Annotated in this window: 13 protein-coding genes; 7 read left to right on the top strand and 6 right to left on the bottom strand. The window is 72.5% G+C overall.

Features of this window, described 5'->3' with window-relative positions; all coding sequences use genetic code 11:
* Window positions 1-49 precede the first annotated feature (49 nt).
* The 4 genes from AB0O07_RS26635 to ssd are packed head-to-tail and all read right to left on the bottom strand — an operon-like array spanning window position 50 to window position 4,090.
* Window positions 50-835 carry a type II secretion system F family protein gene (locus AB0O07_RS26635; protein ID WP_365637640.1) on the bottom strand — a complete coding sequence of 262 codons (786 nt, stop codon included), beginning with the start codon at window positions 833-835 and terminating at the stop codon, window positions 50-52.
* Window positions 832-1,728, bottom strand: coding sequence for a type II secretion system F family protein (locus AB0O07_RS26630; protein WP_365637848.1), 897 nt, complete (start codon window positions 1,726-1,728; stop codon window positions 832-834). The genes AB0O07_RS26635 and AB0O07_RS26630 overlap by 4 nt, the downstream gene beginning before the upstream one ends.
* A 26-nt stretch (window positions 1,729-1,754) precedes the next feature.
* Window positions 1,755-2,987 (bottom strand): TadA family conjugal transfer-associated ATPase, encoded by a 1,233-nt coding sequence (locus tag AB0O07_RS26625; RefSeq protein ID WP_365637638.1) that lies wholly within the window; start codon window positions 2,985-2,987, stop codon window positions 1,755-1,757.
* Window positions 2,984-4,090 (bottom strand): septum site-determining protein Ssd, encoded by a 1,107-nt coding sequence (ssd, locus tag AB0O07_RS26620; RefSeq protein ID WP_365637637.1) that lies wholly within the window; start codon window positions 4,088-4,090, stop codon window positions 2,984-2,986. Before ssd ends, AB0O07_RS26625 begins: the two co-directional genes overlap by 4 nt.
* 514 nt (window positions 4,091-4,604) lie before the next feature.
* Between ssd and AB0O07_RS26615 the strand changes: the two genes are divergently transcribed.
* The gene (locus tag AB0O07_RS26615) at window positions 4,605-5,447 is read left to right on the top strand and encodes an HAD-IB family hydrolase (RefSeq protein ID WP_365637635.1); all 843 of its coding nucleotides are present in this window, start codon (window positions 4,605-4,607) and stop codon (window positions 5,445-5,447) included.
* A 346-nt stretch (window positions 5,448-5,793) separates the two neighbouring features.
* On the opposite strand, the gene AB0O07_RS26610 is transcribed toward AB0O07_RS26615, so the two are convergent.
* Window positions 5,794-6,612: an oxidoreductase gene (locus AB0O07_RS26610; protein WP_365637846.1), complete on the bottom strand. Its 819-nt coding sequence runs from the start codon at window positions 6,610-6,612 to the stop codon at window positions 5,794-5,796.
* A 192-nt stretch (window positions 6,613-6,804) separates the two neighbouring features.
* Between AB0O07_RS26610 and AB0O07_RS26605 the strand changes: the two genes are divergently transcribed.
* Window positions 6,805-7,791: an ATP-binding protein gene (locus AB0O07_RS26605; protein ID WP_365637633.1), complete on the top strand. Its 987-nt coding sequence runs from the start codon at window positions 6,805-6,807 to the stop codon at window positions 7,789-7,791.
* Window positions 7,792-7,833: 42 nt separating this feature from the next.
* Here the strand turns inward: AB0O07_RS26605 and AB0O07_RS26600 are convergent, their stop codons facing one another.
* The gene (locus tag AB0O07_RS26600; RefSeq protein WP_365637631.1) at window positions 7,834-9,114 is read right to left on the bottom strand and encodes a hypothetical protein; all 1,281 of its coding nucleotides are present in this window, start codon (window positions 9,112-9,114) and stop codon (window positions 7,834-7,836) included.
* Between the two features lie 256 nt (window positions 9,115-9,370).
* On the opposite strand from AB0O07_RS26600, the gene AB0O07_RS26595 reads away from it, so the two are divergent.
* From AB0O07_RS26595 to AB0O07_RS26575, 5 genes are all read left to right on the top strand, one after another.
* Window positions 9,371-11,869, top strand: a complete 2,499-nt coding sequence (locus AB0O07_RS26595; RefSeq protein ID WP_365637629.1) for a SulP family inorganic anion transporter — start codon at window positions 9,371-9,373, stop codon at window positions 11,867-11,869.
* Between the two features lie 171 nt (window positions 11,870-12,040).
* Entirely contained in the window at window positions 12,041-13,996 is a 1,956-nt protein-coding gene (acs, locus tag AB0O07_RS26590) for an acetate--CoA ligase (RefSeq protein WP_365637628.1), read from the top strand.
* Window positions 13,997-14,188: 192 nt separating this feature from the next.
* The gene (gene nhaA, locus AB0O07_RS26585) at window positions 14,189-15,601 is read left to right on the top strand and encodes a Na+/H+ antiporter NhaA (protein ID WP_365637626.1); all 1,413 of its coding nucleotides are present in this window, start codon (window positions 14,189-14,191) and stop codon (window positions 15,599-15,601) included.
* 128 nt (window positions 15,602-15,729) lie between these two features.
* Window positions 15,730-16,227 (top strand): phage holin family protein, encoded by a 498-nt coding sequence (locus AB0O07_RS26580; protein ID WP_365637624.1) that lies wholly within the window; start codon window positions 15,730-15,732, stop codon window positions 16,225-16,227.
* A complete protein-coding gene (locus tag AB0O07_RS26575; RefSeq protein ID WP_365637621.1) occupies window positions 16,224-17,219 on the top strand; it encodes an alpha/beta hydrolase in 996 nt (331 codons plus the stop codon). Before AB0O07_RS26580 ends, AB0O07_RS26575 begins: the two co-directional genes overlap by 4 nt.
* Window positions 17,220-17,282: the final 63 nt, after the last annotated feature.

The following is a 17,282-nucleotide window of genomic DNA, read 5'->3' as shown; positions in this document are numbered from 1 at the left end:
GTGCTTGTTTCGTACGCGCTTACGGTCGAACGGGACTGGGCCGAAGGCGTCAGCCGCCCGTCAGCACCCCGCTCGCCAGGCCGATCACCACCGGGGCCACCCCCACCACCAGGAAGGCGGGCAGGAAGCAGAGCCCCACCGGCGCCGTGATCAGCACCTGGGCGCGCTGGGCGCGGGCCACCGCCGTCCGGGCCCGGGCGGCCCGGAGGCCGTCGGCCAGCCGGGACACCGGCTCCGCCGCCGGCGCCCCGGTGGCGCCCGCCCGCTCCAGGCAGCGGGCCAGCCCCGCAGCGCCCGGTATCGCGCCCAACCTCCCCCACGCCTCGGCCGGTTCACCGCCCAGCCGGATCTCGGCCGCCGTACGCGCCAGCCGGTCACCGACCGGGCCGCCCAGCGACTCCCCGACCGCCTCCGCCGCCTCCCGGGGCCCGGCCCCGGCCGCGACACAGGCGGCCAGCAGATCGGCCGCGAGCGGAAGCTGCCGCGCCGCCGCGGCGACCCGGGCCCGCTCGTCGTCCGGCCCCCGCGCTCGGAGCCATCGCCGGATCCCGTACGCCCCTGCCGCCCCTGCCGCCACCCCGGTCACCCCGCCGACCAGGGCCCACCCGATGATCACCACGCCGAGCGGCGGTCCCCAGCGCCCGGCCCGTTCCGCCACCCAGGGGCGCGCCCGGGGCGGCTGTCCGCGCTCCACGCCCAGGAGCCCGCCGAGGCGCCCGCGCAGCCGCCGCCCGGTCCGCCAGGCCGCCACCATGCGGGCCAGGGAAACAAGGGCCCCAAGGGTGGCGAACACCGTGACCGCCGTCCACAGCCGGTGGACGAGGAGCGCACTCATGACGCCTCCCCGGCCCGGACGATACGAGCCGCCCACCACAGCCCCGCCGCCTCCAGCAGACCGCCCACCGCGAGAGCGCCCAGCCCCGCCGGCGTGTGCAGCAGCACCCGCAGCGGATCCGCGCCCAGGGCCCAGCCCATCGCCAGGGCAGCCAGGGGCAGCAGCGCGAGCACGGCCACCGTCGCCCACGCGCCCGTCAACTGGGCCCGCAGGCTCTCCCGCTGGTCCCGCTCGGCCCGGAGCGCCGCCTCCAGCCGGTCCAGCCCGGCGGCGAGCCCCGCACCGCCGTCCACGGACACCCGCCAGCACGCCGCGAGCCCGGCAAGCCCCTCGGCGCCCGGCTCTTCCGCCGCACGCCGCAGCACATCCGGTACGTCGCCGCCGAACCGCGCGGCGGCCAGGACGGCGGGCTCCGCGCCGCCCAGCGCGCCGGTGAAGGCAGCGGCGGTCACCAGGGCCCGCAGGGGCTGGACCCCGGCCCGCAGTTCGCCGGCGACGGCACCGCAGAGCGCCACGACCCGGTCGGCCCGCCGCTCCCGCTCCCTCCGCCGCGCGACGGCCCGCAGCCGCCGCCCCACCAGCGGCACGGCCAGCGCGCCACCGATCAGGGGCAGCACCGAATCGCCCAGCAGGGACGGCGGCACGGCGGCCGGCAGACACAGCCACTCCCGGGGCATTTCGCGCGCCCGCTCCACAAGCCTCGGCAACAGGCGCTCCCAGGGCGGCGCCCCCGGCACCGGTCCCCGCGTCGCACCGCCCGAGGCGAGCATCAGCCGGGCCCTGCGCAGCCCCCTCTCGTGGTGCACCGCCAGCCGGACGGCGGCCACCGCGCACAGCACCGCCGCGCATACCAGCACTGTCAGGGAGAACGCCGTCACGGGCGCGGCCGCCATGGTCTCGGCCGTCGGATACGTCGCGGTCACAGCACACCCCCGAGCAGCGTCCGCAGCCGCGGCCAGCCCCGCTCGTACCCGAAGGCGTCGGAGCCCCAGCTCAGCGCGGGCACCGGCACCACGAACCCGGCGGCGTCCCGCTCCAGCACATGGACCTCGGCGAGCCTCCGCCGCCCGTCGCGGTCCCGCACCAGATGGATCACGACGGAGACGGCCGCGGCCAACTGGCTGTGCAGGGCGGCCCGGTCGAGCCCCGCCGCCGTCCCCAGGGCCTCCAGCCGGGCGGGGACATCGGCCGCCGTGTTGGCATGCACCGTCCCGCCCCCGTCGTGGCCCGTGTTGAGGGCGGCGAGCAGCGCCGTGACCTCGGCGCCCCGGACCTCGCCGACGACCAGCCGGTCGGGACGCATCCGCAGCGCCTGCCGGACGAGATCCCGCAGGGTCACCCGGCCGACGCCCTCCTGGTTCGCGGGCCGGCCCTCCAGCCGCACCACATGCGGATGGTCGGGACGCAACTCGGCCGAGTCCTCGGCCAGTACGATCCGCTCGCGCTCCCCGACCAGGCCGAGCAGCGTGGACAGGAGCGTCGTCTTCCCGGTGCCCGTACCGCCGCTGATCAGGAAGGACAGCCGGGCGTCCAGAAGCGCGCTCAGCACCCGCCCGCCGCCCGGCGGGATGGTCCCCGCCCGGGTCAGCTCCGCGAGCGAGAACGCCTTGGGGCGCACCACCCGGAGCGACAGACACGTCGAACCGACGGCGACCGGCGGCAGCACCGCGTGCATCCGCGTCCCGTCCGGCAGCCGGGCGTCCACCCAGGGCCGGGCGTCGTCGAGCCGGCGTCCCGCCGCCGCGGCGAGCCGCTGGGCCAGCCTCCTTACGGAAGCCGCGTCCGGGAAGGACACCCCCGTACGTTCGAGTCCGCCGCCCCGGTCCACCCACACCTGGTCGGGGGCGCTCACGAGCACATCGGTCACGGCCGGATCGGCGAGCAGCGGCTCCAGCGGCCCGGTGCCCACCAGCTCGCACCGCAACTCCGCGGCGGCCCCGAGTACTTCCGCGTCGCCCAGCAGCCGCCCCTGCGCCCGCAGCGCCGCGGCCACCCGTGCCGGGGTCGGCTCGGCCCCGCTCTCGGCGAGCCGCTGCCGCACCGCGTCGAGCAGCCCACCCCCTGTGGAGGCGTACGGGGAGGGGATGGAGGCGTACGGCGAGGGGTGCCCCGGAGCCGGGGCCTTCGGGGCGGTATCCGTGATGGACGTCATGCCGGCACGCTCCCGTCGTCCGCGAGGGCCCGTTCCCAGAAGGCCGCGCAGAACGCCGCGAGCGGTCCACGCACCCGGGCCCCCGGCGGCGCCCCGCTCTCCTGCGCCTCCAGCAGCCCCGGCTCCAGGGGGAGTTCGCCCACCAGCGGCAGGCGGAGCGCGTCGGCGATCCACTGGTCGTCCAGGCCCGCGGTGTACGGTCCGCGGACCACCGCGCGCAGGTCGTGCAGGAGCGTGCCCACCGTCGCTGCCACCCGCCCGGCCGCCGCGACGGCCCGCAGCTCGGCGGGGACCACCAGCAGCCCCACGTCGACCTGGGCCAGTGCCTCGGCAACGGCATCGTCCACCCGGCGCGGGAGATCCACGACGACCACGCCGCCCCTCCTGCGGGCGGCGGCGAGCACCGATCGCATGGCCCCGGGACGGAGCTCCGTACCGTCGCCACGGTCCCAGCTCAGGAGGCGGAGCCCGGAGAGGAGGGGCAGCGACTCCTCCAGGGCGCCGCCGGCGACCCTGCCCTTGGAAGCGGCGAAATCCGGCCATCGGCGGCCCGCCGTCTGTTCGCCGCCGAGCAGGATGTCGAGCCCGCCGCCGAGCGGATCGCCGTCGACGAGCAGGGTGCGCCGCCCGGTCCGGGCCGCGGTGACGGCGAGCGCGCAGGCGAGGGTCGAGGCCCCGGCACCGCCCCGGCCTCCGACGACGCCGACGGTCAGCGCCGGTTCGCCCACCTCTTCCACGGCGTCCGCGATGCGGTCCACCAGCCAGTTCTCCGCGTCCGGCAGCCGCAGCACGGAGTCGGCGCCGATCTCCACCGCCCGGCGCCACACGTCCGGGCCGGGCTGTCCCCTCCCTACGAGCATCACCCCGCGCCTGCGCGAGGCGCCCCGGCAGCGGGCGGCCGCGTCGTCGCCGACGAGGACCAGCGGCGCCGCCTCCCACGAGCCCTTCCGCTCCGGCACCGTGTGGTGCGCCTCCGGCTCCGCGCCGGCCGCGGCGCAGAGCCGGAGCAGATCGTCCAGGAGCTCCATGTCCTCGGTGACGATCAGCGGCCCCGCCCGGCGGCCGTCCGGCCCCCCGGGTCCTTGCGAACGATCGGATGTCATGGATCCGGCCACGATCTCCGCCCCCTATCTCTCCCGTGATCCCGGTTTCCGCGAGCGCTTCTCTCCGCGATCTCGCAGTGATCCGGTATCTCCGATTCCGGCTGCCGCGAAGTTCGCGGTCGGAATCACCGTGCAGGACAACAAAAAATCGTGTGGATCTTGATGGAAAACTGTGGACAACTCACCAGTTGTGAATATCTCGGTAGCTCATACCGGTGACTCCCGGAGCGAAGTGTTGCGGCTACGCTCCGTGACGGGCACGCTGGTCGCGAAGACGTCACGCGCGGAGATCAAAGAGAGGGGGACGCCGTGGCACGAAAGCCGAAAACGGGTCCGGACATGCGACGACCCCCGCCGGGGGGGAGAGCGGGGGTCGTCCCCACGGCCGACTCGGGGGGGGGAGGAGCCGGACCGGGTTAGCACGGTCGCGAACGATCCGTGACTTCCATGGTGTACCCGAGAGCCTTCTCAGGCAAACCCACGCGCCGCACCTTACGCCGAATGGTGGGCGCATATGCTCGACCCCGTGGAAAACCACTCCTTGCCGCGCACAGCAGCCTTCTTCGACCTGGACAAGACGGTCATTGCGAAGTCTTCGACGTTGACCTTCAGCAAGTCCTTCTACCAAGGCGGCCTGATCAACCGCCGAGCCGTACTGCGCACCGCATACGCGCAGTTCGTCTTCCTCGCCGGAGGCGCGGATCACGACCAGATGGAGCGGATGCGGGAGTACCTTTCCGCGCTCTGCAAAGGCTGGAACGTCCAGCAGGTCAAGGAGATCGTCGCGGAGACCCTGCACGATCTGATCGACCCGATCATCTACGACGAGGCCGCCTCGCTCATCGAGGAGCATCACACGGCGGGACGCGACGTGGTGATCGTCTCCACTTCGGGCGCCGAGGTCGTCGAGCCCATCGGCGAGCTGCTGGGAGCGGACCGGGTGGTGGCCACGCGGATGGTCGTCGGCGACGACGGCTGCTTCACCGGCGAGGTGGAGTACTACGCGTACGGGCCGACCAAGGCCGAGGCGGTGAAGGCGCTGGCCGAGTCCGAGGGGTACGACCTGGCCCGCTGTTACGCGTACAGCGATTCCATCACCGATGTGCCGATGCTCCAGTCGGTCGGCCACCCCTTCGCCGTCAACCCGGACCGGGCGCTGCGCCGCGAGGCGACGGCGCGCGAATGGCCGGTTCTCGTCTTCAACCGCCCCGTCCGGCTCAAGCAGCGCCTGCCCGCCTTCTCCATGCCCAGCCGCCCCGCACTGGTCGCCGCGGCCGCGGTGGGCGCGGTGGCGACGGCCGGGCTGGTCTGGTACGCGAGCCGACGCCGGCAGTCCGCCCCCTTTGCCCGTATTTGAACGCAAAAGTAAAGAAGTGGGGCCGGGGGTTCCGCTTCCAGGCCGACAGGAGTAGAAAGGACTCAACGGCCCGCGAGACCAGGGACATCCGAGAGGATCACCTTCAACGCACCAGGCCCCACGGACCGAGCATGGAAGCCGAGCACCCACGCGACGTCGACCCGTCGATTACGGGCCAGCCGCACCAGGCGACGGGCAAAGTACCCGACCTGATGGGCACATTCACGAGGACGCTTGGTAACCCGGCGGACATGCCAGCGGCGGTACCCACGCGGTACCGCCGCAATGCCGTCCGGGCAGCCGCTCAGGCACCGAGCCCCCCTCGACTCGTCCAGCTCGCCGCCCCTCAGGCGGCGCCGCGCTGAAGCGCCTCGCAGACGGCCGTGGACTCCCGCACTCCCAGTTCCACCGCGCGCCCGCAGTGGGTGATCCACGCGGCCATGCCCGCCGGGGTCCCGGAGAGATAGCCGTCGAAGGCCGCCGCGTACGCCGCGCGCCCCAGTTCGGCATGGCCGACCTCGGCCGGGCAGATCGCCTTCGGATCGAGGCCGCTGCCGATCAGCACGATCCGCTCGGCCGCCCGCGCCACCAGCCCGTTGTACGAGCCGAAGGGGCGCAGCGCCAGCAGTTCGCCGTGCACCACCGCGGCCGTCACCAGCGCGGGGGCCGAGCTCGGCGCGATCACCAGCCGGGCCAGTCCGTCGAGCCTGGCGACCACCTCGTCGGCGTCCGGCAGCGGTGCCTCCGCGGGCGATCCGGCGGTCAGCGGAGCCCCGCCCTCCGGGGCCGTCCCGTCGGGGCCGGGCGCCTCCACGACCGGTTCGCCCGCCAGCCGGGGCCGCCCCACCGTCCGGTCGGCGGCGCCGGCGCCCCCGGCGGCCACCAGATGGAGCCGGGCCAGCGCGCGCAGCGGAGACTGCCCCCAGATGGTGAGAAGCTGACCGGCCTCGGCGTTCAGCCGGAGCGCGGCGCCGACCGTACGAGCCTCGGCGTCCGAGCCGAAGTCGCTGCGCCGGCGCACCTCTTCGAGCGCCCAGTCCGCCCCGGAGAGCGCGGCGGACCCACGTGCCGCCCGCAGCGCCGCCTCTGCCGTGACCTCGCCGGCGCGTCTGCGCATCACACGGTGTCCGTAGACCCGGTCGACGGCCTTGCGTACGGAGTCCACCGCGTCCGGGACACCGGGCAGGGCGGCGAGCGCGGTCAGGGGGTCCTCCGGCCGCGGTGCGGAGGAGGCGTCATCGGCTGTCGTACTCATAGGGAGCGAGGCTACGCGCCCCGAGCGCACGCCCCACCTTGGAGTGGTCTTCTTCCGGCAAACCCCTCACCCGCAGCGAGAGAGCCGCTACCCTACGTGAACATGAAGATCGCTTTCGTGGGGAAGGGCGGCAGCGGCAAGACGACGCTGGCCTCGCTCTTCATCCGCCATCTGACCGCCAATGAGGCCCCCGTCGTCGCGGTGGACGCCGATATCAACCAGCACCTCGGAGCCGCGCTCGGCCTCGACGACACCGCGGCCTCGACACTGCCCGCGATGGGGGCGCACCTTCCGCTGATCAAGGAGTATCTGCGGGGCAGCAACCCGCGGATCGCCTCGGTGGACGCGATGATCAAGACGACGCCGCCGGGCGAGGGTTCGCGGCTGCTGCGGGTCTGCGAGCACAACCCGGTGTACGACGCGTGCGCGCGCCCCGTGGTGCTCGACGACGGGGAGATCCGGCTGATGGCCACCGGTCCGTTCACGGAATCCGATCTCGGAGTGGCCTGCTACCACTCGAAGGTCGGCGCGGTCGAGCTCTGCCTGAACCATCTGGTCGACGGGCCGCATGAGTACGTGGTCGTGGACATGACGGCCGGTTCGGACTCGTTCGCCTCCGGGATGTTCACCCGCTTCGACCTGACGTTCCTGGTGGCCGAGCCGACCCGCAAGGGGGTGTCGGTGTACCGCCAGTACAAGGAGTACGCGCGGGACTTCGGCGTCTCCCTGAAGGTCGTCGGGAACAAGATCCAGGGCCGCGACGACGTGGAGTTCCTCCGGGCCGAGGTGGGCGAGGACCTGCTGGTCACGGTCGGCCAGTCGGAGTGGGTGCGGGCGATGGAGAAGGGCCGGCCCTCCCGGTTCGAGCTGCTGGAGGCGGACAACCGCTGCGCGCTCCAGACGCTCCAGGACGCTGCGGAGGACTCGTACGAGCTGCGCGACTGGGAGCGTTACACGCGGCAGATGGTCCACTTCCACCTCAGGAACGCCGAGAGCTGGGGCAACGCGAAGACGGGCGTCGACCTGGCGGCCCAGGTCGACCCCGCCTTCGTGCTCAGCGAGGCACTCGCCCTGCCCCAGCCGTCCTGATCCCGGGACCGGCCACCCCGGGACCGGCCGCCCCGGGGCCGTTCAGCTTCGCGCGGCGGACGCCGGGGAGGCCGGGGCCGCCGGGGAGGCGGAGTTCAGCGGGGCGGTGGCCGCCAGGAAGGCGTCCCAGCCGCCCTTGGGGGCTTGGCCCACCCGGAGGCCGCGCAGCTTCTCCAGGGTCTGCGGGTCCTGCGCGTCCAGCCAGTCGACCAGTTCGCGGAAGCTGACGCACTTCACGTCCTTCTGGACGCAGACGGTCTTGATGGTGTCCTCGACGGCGCGCATGTACGTACCGCCGTTCCAGGACTCGAAGTGGTTGCCGATGATCAGCGGGGCGCGGTTGCCGTTGTAGGCACGGTCGAAGGCCTGGAGCAGGCCGTCGCGCATCTGGTTGCCCCAGTACTCGTGCTGGGACTCGTCGCCGCTCGACTCACCGGACTGGTTGAACATGAAGTTGTAGTCCATGGAGAGCGTCTCGAACTCGCGGCCCGGCACCGGGACGAGCTGGAGCGGGACATCCCACAGCCCCTCCTTCTTCTTCGGCCAGACCTGGTTGCCGATGCCACTGGAGTCGTAGCGGAAGCCCATCTCCCGGCCGGCGCGCATCGCGTTCTTCTGCCCTTCCAGGCAGGGGGTGCGGGCGCCGATCAGTTCCTTGTCGTAATCGAAGGGCAGCGGGGGCTCGCCCTGGAGGCCGGCGTTGGTCTTCCAGCCCTTCACGAACGCCTTGGCCTGGCTCAGCTCGCTCTTCCACTCCGCGACGGACCAGGTGCCGACGCCGCCGTCCTTGCCGCAGAAGTGGCCGTTGTAGTGGGTGCCGATCTCGTTGCCCTCGCTCCAGGCGGCCCGCACCTCCCGCAGGGTGTCCTTGATCCCCTTGGCATCGTTGAAGCCGATGTCCGACCTGCCCGCCGCGTGCTTCGGCGGCTGGTACTGCGCGGCCTTCTCCTCGGGAAGCAGATAGACGCCGCTCAGGAAGTACGTCATCGTCGCGTCGTACTTCTTGGCCACCTCCCTGAAGTGCGAGAACAGTTCCTGACTGTCCTCGCCCGCGCCGTCCCAGGAGAAGACCACGAACTGCGGCGGCTTCTGACCGGGCTTCAGCCGCTGCGGAGTGGCGAGGTGCGGCTGGGCTCCGGTGAAGGCGGTCGACCCGTCACCGATGAGCCGTACGGCGTTGGGCGCTCCGTGCGCGTTCTGCGCCCCGGGGGCGCCCTTCGCCGCCCCCTCCTTCGCGCCCTGGTCCCCGGAGCATCCGGCGAGGCCGACGGCGAGCGCCATGACGGCCGCGCCGAACGAGACTCGTTTTGTGGCGGTCAGCATCCGCACACCTCTTCCTCAGGTTCAGTACCGAAGTGCCGAGCGGCGGCTGCCGGCGCGGCGTCGAGCGCCGACAACCTCGCACTGGGACCGATAAGAAGAAGAAACGACAAGCCGGACAAAATGACTAATCACCACTCCGAGTGAATGCGTAGCCTATTTGCCCGAAATGTAATACCTCGGCCTTTACTCTCCATTACGATCTATTTACCGAGAGTTGAGCTGACGCATCCGCCAGCGCCCGGAGGGGGCGAAATCCATGATCACCTGCGTTCCCACTCGCACCGACCGCCCGACCGGCCCCACCCCGCCGGGCGGCCGCCGGTTCCGTATCGCGGGGGCCGACTTCTCCGCGTCCGTCTCCGTCTTCCTGATCGCGCTGCCGCTCTCCCTGGGCATCGCGCTCGCCACCGGCGCGCCGCTCCAGGCGGGGCTGGTGGCCGCCGCGGTCGGAGGCCTGGTGGTCGGCCGGCTGGGCGGGGCCCCGCTCCAGGTCAGCGGGCCGGCGGCCGGGCTCACGGTGGTCACGGCCGATCTGATCCAGCGGTACGGCTGGCGCACCACCTGCGCGATCACCATCTGCGCCGGTCTCGCCCAACTCGCGCTCGCCGCCCTGCGGGTGGCCCGCTCGGCGCTGGCCGTCAGTCCGGCGATCGTGCACGGCATGCTGGCGGGGATCGGCGTCACGATCGCCCTCGCGCAGCTCCATATCGTGCTCGGCGGTTCACCCCAGAGCTCCGCCGTCGCGAACGTACGCGGGCTGCCCGCCCAGTTGGCCAACCTCCACCCAGGGGCGCTCTCCGTGAGCGCCCTGACCATCGCGGTGCTGCTGCTGTGGCCCCGTATTCCGGGACGGACCGGCCGTACGGTACGGAAGGTCCCCGCCGCGCTCGCCGCGGTGGCCCTCGCCACCACGGCGGCGGCCCTCGCCGGGGTGCGGCTGGAACGGGTCGACCTGCCGTCCTGGAGCAGCCACGCCATGCCGGAGCTGCCGGAGGGGCCGGTGCTGGGGCTGCTCGCCGCGGTCCTCACCATCACGCTGGTCGGCAGCGTCGAGTCGCTCCTCTCCGCGGTCGCGGTCGACAAGCTGGTGGCCGCGCGGAAGACACCGGGGGTCCGGATCCCGCGCGCCCGGCTCGACCGCGAGCTGGCCGGTCAGGGCGCGGGGAACATGGTCTCCGGCGCGCTCGGCGGGCTCCCCGTCACCGGGGTGGCCGTGCGCAGCTCCGCCAATGTCGCCGCCGGTGCCGTGAGCCGGAATTCGACGATGCTGCACGGCCTGTGGGTCGCGGTCGCGGCGCTGCTGCTCGTGCCCGTGCTCGATCTGATCCCGCTGGCGGCGCTGGCCGCGCTGGTGATGGTCGTCGGGGTCCAGATGGTGAACATCACGCATCTGCGCAGCGTGCAACGGAACCGCGAACTGCTGGTGTACGCGGCGACGGTGACCTCGGTGGTCTTCACCGGGGTGCTGGAAGGCGTGGCCATCGGCATCGCGGTGGCCGTGGCGGTGGCGCTGCACCGGCTGACGAGGACGCGCATCACGGCGGAGGTACGGGACGGGGTCCACCGGGTCTGCGCCCGGGGCCAGCTGACCTTCCTCGCGGTGCCGAGGCTCAGCCGCATGCTCCATCAGGTCCCGCAGGACGCCCGGTGCGTGGTGGAGCTGGACGGGTCGTTCATGGACCACGCGGCGTACGAGGCCCTGTACGACTGGCGGACGGCGCATATCGCCCAGGGCGGTACGGCGGAGATCACCGGCCGGATCCCCGGCACCATCGCGGAGCCGCCCTCCGCCGAGTCGCATGTCCGCTGCCGCCCCTGGATCCCGTGGCGGAACCACCACCACACCGCGCCGCTCGGCTCCCTGACGGATCTGCCGGCCGGCCCGCCGGCCTCCCCAGGCGGGCCTGACGCTCCCGGCGAGGGCCGCGGCGCGCTGCCCGTCTCCGCCCCGCTCGCCTCGTCCGGCGGGCGTCAACTGGCCAGCGGGCTCAGCTTCTTCCAGCGCGACACCGCCCCGCTGGTCCGGGGTGAGCTGGCGCGGCTGGCGCGCGAGGGCCAGCGCCCCTCCCACCTCTTCCTCACCTGCGCGGACTCCCGGCTGGTCACCAGCATGATCACGTCCAGCGGCCCGGGCGACCTCTTCACCGTACGGAACGTCGGGAATCTGGTGCCGCTGCCGGGGACGGACGGGGCGGACGACTCGGTGGCGGCGGCGATCGAGTACGCCGTGGAGGTGCTGCGCGTGGAGTCGATCACCGTCTGCGGGCACTCGGGGTGCGGGGCGATGCAGGCCCTGCTGGCCGCGCCGGAGCGGGGCACCGACGCCGGACAGGGGCCGGTGACCCCGCTGGCGCGCTGGCTGCGCCACGGACAGCCCAGCCTGGCGCGGATGAGAAGCCGCCGGCACACCGGGGCCGGAATCGCCGGGCGGCCACCGGCGGACACGGTCGAGCAGCTCTGCCTCACCAATGTGGTCCAGCAGTTGGAGCATCTGCGGGCCCATGAGGCGGTCGCGCGGGCGCTCTCCGAAGGGCGGCTGGAGCTGCACGGCATGTACTTCCATGTCGGCGAGGCCCAGGCGTATCTGCTGGCGGACGGGGCGGAGGCGACCGGGTCCGCCGAAGCGGGGCAGGGGGCGGTGTTCAACCCGGTGGCGCCCGCCGTACGGGAGGAGCCTCTCGCCGTACGGGAAGAGCCGGCCGCCGTACGGGAAGAGCCGCCCGGTGCCCAGGAGCGGGAGGGGTCGCCCGCCTGAACCGTCCGCGTACGGCGTCCGTGGAACTGGGTGCCCCCTCCTGCCCGGCGGGGGCACAGGGGGGTACGGGGCGGCGGGTCGGAGGGGAAGCCCCTTGTCACCCGGGCATCCGCCTGATGAGCTAGCCCCGGGACACAAGGACGTGAGGACGCCCTGGGAAAGGGAGATGTCGTGAGCAACGAAAGCCTGGCCAATCTTCTCAAGGAGGAGCGGCGGTTCACTCCGCCGGCCGAGCTGGCCGCGCACGCCAATGTGACGGCGGAGGCGTACGAGCGGGCCAAGGCGGACAGGCTTGGCTTCTGGGCCGAGCAGGCGAGGCGGCTGAGCTGGGTCACCGAGCCGACCGAGACACTCGACTGGTCGAACCCCCCGTTCGCGAAGTGGTTCGCCGACGGCGAGCTGAACGTCGCCTACAACTGCGTCGACCGCCATGTCGAGGCCGGTCACGGCGACCGGGTCGCGATCCACTTCGAGGGCGAGCCCGGGGACAGCCGGGCGATCACCTACGCCGAGCTGAAGGACGAGGTGTCGCGGGCCGCGAACGCCCTCACCGAGCTGGGCGTCCGCACGGGCGACCGGGTCGCCGTCTATCTGCCGATGATCCCCGAGGCCGCGATCGCCATGCTGGCCTGCGCCCGGATCGGGGCGGCGCACTCCGTGGTCTTCGGCGGCTTCTCCGCCGACGCGGTCGCCTCCCGGATCCAGGACGCCGACGCCAAGCTGGTCATCACCGCCGACGGCGGCTACCGCCGGGGCAAGCCGACCGCGCTCAAGCCGGCCATCGACGACGCCGTCGCCCGGTGCCCGCAGGTCGAGCATGTCCTCGTGGTGCGCCGCACCGGGCAGGACACCGCCTTCGACAGCCCCCGGGACGTGTGGTGGCACGAGATCGTGGACCGCCAGTCGCCGGAGCACACCCCGGAGGCGTTCGCGGCGGAGCACCCGCTCTTCATCCTGTACACGTCCGGGACGACCGGGAAGCCGAAGGGCATCCTGCACACCTCGGGCGGCTATCTCACCCAGGCGGCCTACACCCACCACGCCGTCTTCGACCTCAAACCGGAGACCGACGTCTACTGGTGCACGGCCGACATCGGCTGGGTGACCGGCCACTCGTACATCGTGTACGGGCCGCTCGCCAACGGCGCCACGCAGGTGATGTACGAGGGCACCCCGGACACCCCGCACCAGGGCCGGTTCTGGGAGATCGTCCAGAAGTACGGGGTGACGATCCTCTACACCGCGCCGACCGCCATCCGTACGTTCATGAAGTGGGGCGACGACATCCCCGCCAAGTTCGACCTGTCGTCCCTGCGCGTGCTCGGCTCGGTCGGCGAGCCGATCAACCCCGAGGCGTGGGTCTGGTACCGCGAGAACATCGGCGCGGGCACCACCCCGGTCGTGGACACCTGGTGGCAGACCGAGACCGGCGCCATGATGATCTCCCCGCTCCCCGGTGTGACCGCCACGAAGCCGGGCTCCGCGCAGCGCGCGCTGCCCGGGATCAGCGCCACGGTCGTGGACGACGAGGGGCAGGAGGTGCCCGACGGGGGCGGCGGCTACCTCGTCCTCACCGAGCCGTGGCCGTCGATGCTGCGCACCATCTGGGGCGACGACCAGCGGTTCATCGACACATACTGGTCCCGCTTCGAGGGCAAGTACTTCGCCGGTGACGGCGCCAAGAAGGACGACGACGGCGACATCTGGCTGCTGGGCCGCGTGGACGACGTCATGCTGGTCTCGGGGCACAACATCTCCACGACCGAGGTCGAGTCGGCCCTCGTCTCGCACCCCAAGGTCGCCGAGGCGGCGGTCGTCGGCGCCGCCGACCCCACCACCGGCCAGGCCATCGTCGCCTTCGTGATCCTGCGCGGCACCGCAACCGTGGACGACGGCCTGGTGGCCGAGTTGCGCAACCATGTCAGCGGTGTGCTCGGCCCCATCGCCAAGCCCCAGCGGATCCTCCCGGTCGCCGAACTGCCGAAGACCCGCTCCGGCAAGATCATGCGGCGCCTGCTCCGGGATGTCGCGGAGGACCGCCAGCTCGGTGATGTCACCACCCTGACCGACGCCTCGGTCATGGAGCTCATCCAGACCCAGCTCCCCACCGCGACCAGCGAGGACTGAGCGGGGAGACCGAGCGGAAGGTCCTGGCGTACGGCTGCTCCGCCCGCAGGGGCAGCCGTACGCCGGGCCCCGCTCGGCGCGTCCGGGTAGGGTACGGAGCGCGTCGACAAATGAATACGAAATCCATAGGGGCGCCGGGAAGTCTGGTCGGCATGTGATCACTCATGCCCGCCGACGACCGAAGGACGCCGGATGTCCCCGTCTGCCCCCACGCCGCCCCCCGCGCCCGCCCGCAAGTTCCTCGGTGTGCTCCCGCTCCCCGAGCGGAACTACATCGCGGAGGCCCTGCGTACCGAGACCGTCGGCGGCATGCTCCTCCTGGTGGCCGCCGTCGCCGCTCTGGTCTGGGCGAACACCCCGCTGCGCGGCGCCTACGACTCCCTGCGCGGCTTTCATTTCGGGCCGAGCGCGCTCGGTCTCGACCTCTCCGTGCAGCACTGGGCCGCCGACGGGCTGCTCGCCGTCTTCTTCTTCGTCGCCGGCATCGAACTCAAACGCGAACTGGTCGTCGGCGAACTGCGCGACCCGAAGGCCGCCGCCCTCCCCGTCATCGCCGCGCTCTCCGGTATGGCCGCCCCCGCGCTGGTGTACTTCCTCGTCAACCTGGTGGGCGGTGGTTCACTCGACGGGTGGGCCGTTCCGGTCGCCACCGATATCGCCTTCGCCCTCGCCGTCCTCGCGGTCCTCGGCACCTCCTTGCCGTCCGCGCTCCGTGCCTTCCTTCTCACCCTCGCCGTCGTCGACGACCTCTTCGCCATCCTGATCATCGCGATCTTCTTCACCGGCAGCCTGAACTTCCTGGCGCTCGGCGGCGCCTTCGCGGGCCTGGCCGTCTTCTGGCTGCTGGTACGGAAGGGGGTGCGCGGCTGGTACGTCTACGTTCCGCTGGCCCTGGTCATCTGGGGGCTCATGTACAACAGCGGCGTCCACGCCACCATCGCCGGGGTCGCGATGGGCCTGATGCTGCGCTGCGCCCCGCGCGAGGGCGAGGAGCACTCCCCCGGCGAGCGCGTCGCGCACCTCGTGCGCCCCCTCTCCGCGGGGCTGGCCGTGCCGCTGTTCGCCCTCTTCTCGGCGGGGGTCACGGTCTCCGGCAGCGCGCTCGGCCGGGTCTTCACCGAGCCGGAGACCCTCGGGGTGGTCCTCGGCCTGGTGGTCGGCAAGACCGTCGGCATCTTCGGCGGTACGTGGCTGACCGTACGGCTCACCCGTGCCGAGCTGAACGAGGAGCTGGCCTGGCCCGATGTCTTCGCCCTCGCCACGCTCGCCGGGATCGGCTTCACCGTCTCGCTGCTCATCGGCGAGCTGGCCTTCGCCACCGACCCCGCGCTCACCGACGAGGTGAAGGCCGCGGTGCTGACGGGCTCCCTGATCGCCGCCGTCCTCGCGGGCGCGCTGCTCAAGATGCGGGTCCGTACGTACCGTGCGCTGTACGAGGCGGAGGAGCGCGACGAGGACCTGGACGGCATCCCCGACATCTACGAACAGGACGACCCGGAGTACCACCTGCGCATGGCCGCGCTGTACGAGGCGAAGGCCGCGGAGCACCGGCGGCGGGCGGAACACGCGGGGGCGGCGCGCGATGAGCGCTCCGGTCCGGCATGATCGGACATCCGACGGGCTGCGGTCCACGGCCAGGGCGATCCGCGATCGGCGATCCGTGATCCGCCCTCGCGGTGAGGGCCGGCCCGCGATCCGCAGACGATGAAGAGCGAGAAGGTAGGGAGTCTCCGATGAGCGACCCCGGGACGTATGTCACCGACGACGCCGTGAGGACCGGCACCGTGGTCGAGTCCGGCAGTGCGGAGCGGAGTATCGGCCAGTTGGTCGCCGAGGCGACCGCCGAGATGTCCGCACTGGTGCACGACGAGATCGCGCTGGTCAAGGCGGAGGTACGGCAGGACGTCAAGCGCGGTGTCGCCGGCGGCGCGGCCGGCGTCATCGGTGCGGTGTTCATGGTCTTCGCGCTGCCGGTGCTGAGCTTCGCCGCCGCGTACGGGATCCACAATCTGGGCCTGGGCCTCGCCTGGTCGTTCCTCATCGTGGGCGTCGCGTTCCTGCTGATCGGCGCTCTGCTGGGGGCCTTCGCGGCCATGAAGATCAAGAAGGTCAAGCCGCCGCAGAAGTCCATCGCCTCGGCGAAGCAGACCGCCGCCGTGCTCCAGAACGTCAAGCCGCACCCGCGCGAGGCCGGGGAACCCTCCACGGCTGTGGCACGCTCGACGGTATGACCGACCCTGATTCCGAGCCCGGCGTCACCCCCGGTACCCCTCCGGCGAGTTCGCCGGGGCCGGCACACCGGTCCGCCCCGGTGCCGGGTTCCGCCGTACGCCTCGACGGGCCGTGGACCCATCGCGATGTCGCGGCCAACGGCGCGCGTTTCCACATCGCCGAGATGGGCGAGGGGCCGCTGGTACTGCTGCTGCACGGGTTCCCGCAGTTCTGGTGGGCCTGGCGCCATCAGCTCCCCGCGCTCGCGGCGGCGGGGTACCGGGCGGTCGCGATGGACCTGCGGGGGGTGGGCGGCAGCGACCGTACGCCGCGCGGGTACGACCCGGCCAACCTGGCCCTCGACATCACCGGTGTGGTGCGCTCCCTCGGTGAGCCCGACGCCGCGCTCGTCGGCCATGACCTGGGCGGCTATCTCGCCTGGACGGCGGCGGTGATGCGGCCCAAGCTGGTGCGCCGGCTGGCGGTCTGTTCGATGCCGCACCCGCGCCGCTGGCGCTCCGCGATGCTCTCGGACTTCTCGCAGAGCCGGGCCGGCTCGTACATCTGGGGCTTCCAGCGGCCGTGGCTGCCGGAGCGTCAACTGCTGGCGGACGACGCGGCGCTGGTGGGGCGGCTGATCCGGGAGTGGTCGGGGCCCCGGCCGCCGGACGACGAGACGATCGGGGTCTACCGGCGTGCGATGGCCGTACCGTCCACGGCGCACTGCTCGATCGAGCCGTACCGGTGGATGGTGCGGTCGATGGCACGGCCCGACGGCATCCAGTTCAACCGGCGGATGAAACGGCCCGTGCGGGTGCCGACGCTCCAGCTCCACGGGTCACTCGATCCGGCGATGCGAACGCGCAGCACGGCGGGGTCCGCGGAGTACGTGGAGGCGCCGTACCGCTGGCGGCTCTTCGACGGTCTGGGGCACTTCCCGCACGAGGAGGACCCGGTGGCCTTCTCCTCCGAGCTGATCAACTGGCTCCAGGACCCCGAACCGGACCGTTGACGGGGAGCACGTCCATAGGGGCGGCGAACGCTTGTCCTACGATCAGCCAAATGCCGCGCGCAT

It is taken from the genome of Streptomyces sp. NPDC093085, from assembly GCF_040683935.1.
GTDB lineage: Bacteria > Actinomycetota > Actinomycetes > Streptomycetales > Streptomycetaceae > Streptomyces.
This window is presented reverse-complemented; position numbering and strand designations above follow the sequence as displayed.

Excerpts from the sequence above, each read along its gene's own strand:
- AB0O07_RS26580 (WP_365637624.1), top strand. The coding sequence starts at position 15,730 with ATGAGCGACCCCGGGACGTATGTCACCGACGACGCCGTGAGGACCGGC.
- AB0O07_RS26605 (WP_365637633.1), top strand. The coding sequence starts at position 6,805 with ATGAAGATCGCTTTCGTGGGGAAGGGCGGCAGCGGCAAGACGACGCTG.
- AB0O07_RS26595 (WP_365637629.1), top strand. The coding sequence starts at position 9,371 with ATGATCACCTGCGTTCCCACTCGCACCGACCGCCCGACCGGCCCCACC.
- AB0O07_RS26615 (WP_365637635.1), top strand. The coding sequence starts at position 4,605 with ATGCTCGACCCCGTGGAAAACCACTCCTTGCCGCGCACAGCAGCCTTC.
- AB0O07_RS26630 (WP_365637848.1), bottom strand. The coding sequence starts at position 1,728 with ATGGCGGCCGCGCCCGTGACGGCGTTCTCCCTGACAGTGCTGGTATGC.
- ssd (WP_365637637.1), bottom strand. The coding sequence starts at position 4,090 with ATGACATCCGATCGTTCGCAAGGACCCGGGGGGCCGGACGGCCGCCGG.
- AB0O07_RS26575 (WP_365637621.1), top strand. The coding sequence starts at position 16,224 with ATGACCGACCCTGATTCCGAGCCCGGCGTCACCCCCGGTACCCCTCCG.
- nhaA (WP_365637626.1), top strand. The coding sequence starts at position 14,189 with ATGTCCCCGTCTGCCCCCACGCCGCCCCCCGCGCCCGCCCGCAAGTTC.
- AB0O07_RS26600 (WP_365637631.1), bottom strand. The coding sequence starts at position 9,114 with ATGCTGACCGCCACAAAACGAGTCTCGTTCGGCGCGGCCGTCATGGCG.
- AB0O07_RS26635 (WP_365637640.1), bottom strand. The coding sequence starts at position 835 with ATGAGTGCGCTCCTCGTCCACCGGCTGTGGACGGCGGTCACGGTGTTC.
- AB0O07_RS26625 (WP_365637638.1), bottom strand. The coding sequence starts at position 2,987 with ATGACGTCCATCACGGATACCGCCCCGAAGGCCCCGGCTCCGGGGCAC.